This window comes from Frankia sp. CcWB2, from assembly GCF_977927585.1.
Genome location: NZ_CDWRCM010000030.1, coordinates 11,790 through 13,895, shown reverse-complemented (window position 1 = coordinate 13,895; position 2,106 = coordinate 11,790). Strand labels below are relative to the sequence as shown.

1 protein-coding gene is annotated in these 2,106 nt (G+C 71.6%); it reads right to left on the bottom strand.

Annotated elements, in window-relative coordinates; translation table 11 throughout:
* A partial coding sequence (gene rho, locus ACY45C_RS05365) for a transcription termination factor Rho (RefSeq protein WP_462186540.1) occupies window positions 1–1,943 on the bottom strand: 1,943 nt, incomplete at its 3' end.
* Window positions 1,944–2,106 lie beyond the last annotated feature (163 nt).

Genomic DNA, 2,106 nt, shown 5'->3' with positions numbered 1-2,106 from the left:
ACGCGACGCAGCTTGTGCATGATCGCGAGCTCGTCCGGGGCAAGCAGGATCTCCTCCTTGCGGGTACCGGAGGCGTCAACATCCACCGCGGGGAAGATCCGCTTATCGGCGATCTTGCGATCGAGTTTGAGCTCGGCGTTGCCGGTTCCCTTGAACTCCTCGAAGATCACAGTGTCCATCGTCGAACCGGTCTCCACCAGCGCCGTCGCAATGATCGTCAGAGACCCGCCGTTCTCGATGTTGCGGGCCGCGCCGAGGAACCGCTTCGGCGGGTAGAGCGCCGTCGAGTCGACACCACCGGACAGGATACGACCGGAGGCCGGGGCAGCCAGGTTGTAGGCACGGCCCAATCGGGTGATCGAGTCGAGCAGCACGACGACGTCGTGGCCCAGCTCGACCAGGCGCTTGGCCCGCTCGATGGACAGCTCGGCAACATTGGTGTGATCGGCCGGTGGACGGTCGAAGGTGGACGCGATGACCTCGCCCTTGACCGACCGCTGCATGTCGGTGACCTCCTCCGGCCGCTCATCGATGAGCACGACCATGAGGTGGACTTCCGGGTTGTTCGTCGTGATCGCGTTCGCGATGGACTGCAGCACCATCGTCTTACCCGCCTTGGGCGGGCTGACTATCAGGGCCCGCTGCCCCTTGCCGATCGGCATCACGAGGTCGATGACCCGCGTGGTCAGCATGTGGGGCTCGGTCTCCAGGCGCAGCCGCTCCTGGGGGTAGAGCGGAGTCAGCTTGGTGAACTCCGGCCGGCCGCGCGCTTCCTCGGGCTCCATCCCGTTGATGGTGTCGAGCCGGACCAGCGCGTTGTACTTGTCCCGGCGCTGCTCGCCCTCCTGCGGGGCGCGGACGACACCGGTGATGGCGTCACCGCGGCGCAGCCCATTGCGACGCACCTGGGCGAGGCTGACGTAGACGTCGGTCGGGCCGGTCAGGTACCCGCTGGTCCGCACGAAGGCGTAGTTGTCCAGAACGTCGAGAATGCCGGCGACGGGGACCAGGACGTCGTCCTCGCGCAGGACCGGCTCGTTCTCGCTCGGGCCGGCCTGCCCACCGCGACCGCGGTTACGACCGCGTTCCCGGAAGCGGCCCCGCCGGCCACGAACGGCGAAGTCGTCCTCGCCTTGTCCCCCTTGCCCCCCCTGCCCGGGCCGGTCGCCGCCGGAACGCTCTGCCCCGGACCGGTCACCCTGCTGGGTGCGGTCCACGCGGCTGGGACGATCAGCGGCCTGACGGTCCGTACCGGAGCGGCGGTCCGCGCCTTGGCGGTCCGCCGTGGCACGCTCGCCACCGGCCTCACCGCCCTGACGGTCGCTCGCGCTCACCCGGCCGTTGTCGGCGGAACGATCCCGACGGTCCTCCCGGCTCCGGGGACCGGCATCGGTCTGACGGTGGGACGCGGCGGCCGGCGGAGCCGACGCGGGCGCCCCGGTCGGCTGGGCGGACACGGTCGGCTGGGCGGAAGCGGCCGATCCGGCCCGGGCATCCGTAGCCGATCCGGCCCGGGTCTCCACGACCGTGTCCCCGGCCGCCGTTTCGGGCAGGGTCGGCTGCTCGACGGCGGGGCTCGCCGCCGCCCGAGAGGCCCCACGACGGGAACGGGTGCGGGTAGCGGTGCCGTCCGGGCCGGCAGCCTGCCGGGACACCCGCGGCGCGGGAGATGTCTCGCTCGCGGCCGGGACCGGTCCGGCGGACGAGGCCGGCCCCGATTCCGCCGGGAGCGGCGCAAAGGCCGAGGAGGCCGCGGGGGCCGAAGAAGTCGCTGGGGCGGGCGCGGCCGCGGACTCGTTGTTCTGCAGGTTCTGGATCGCGGCGATGAGCTGGCCTTTGCGCAACCGGCCCACGCCCTGGATCCCCAGGGACGAGGCCTTGGCCTGCAGTTCGGGGAGCAGCATCGCGGACAGACCGGTGCCCTGCCGGCGGCGTCGGGTCACGGCCGCACCTTCTCCGGCCGGAGAAGGTGCGGGGAGAGCGGTCCGGGTGGTACGGCCTGCGCGCGAGTCACCGTTCCCGGTGGGCTCAGCGTTCCCGGTGGGCTCAGCCGAGATGGCGTCTGCGGACGAGATGCCCGCCGCCAAGTCGCTCTCCCGGGGCGAT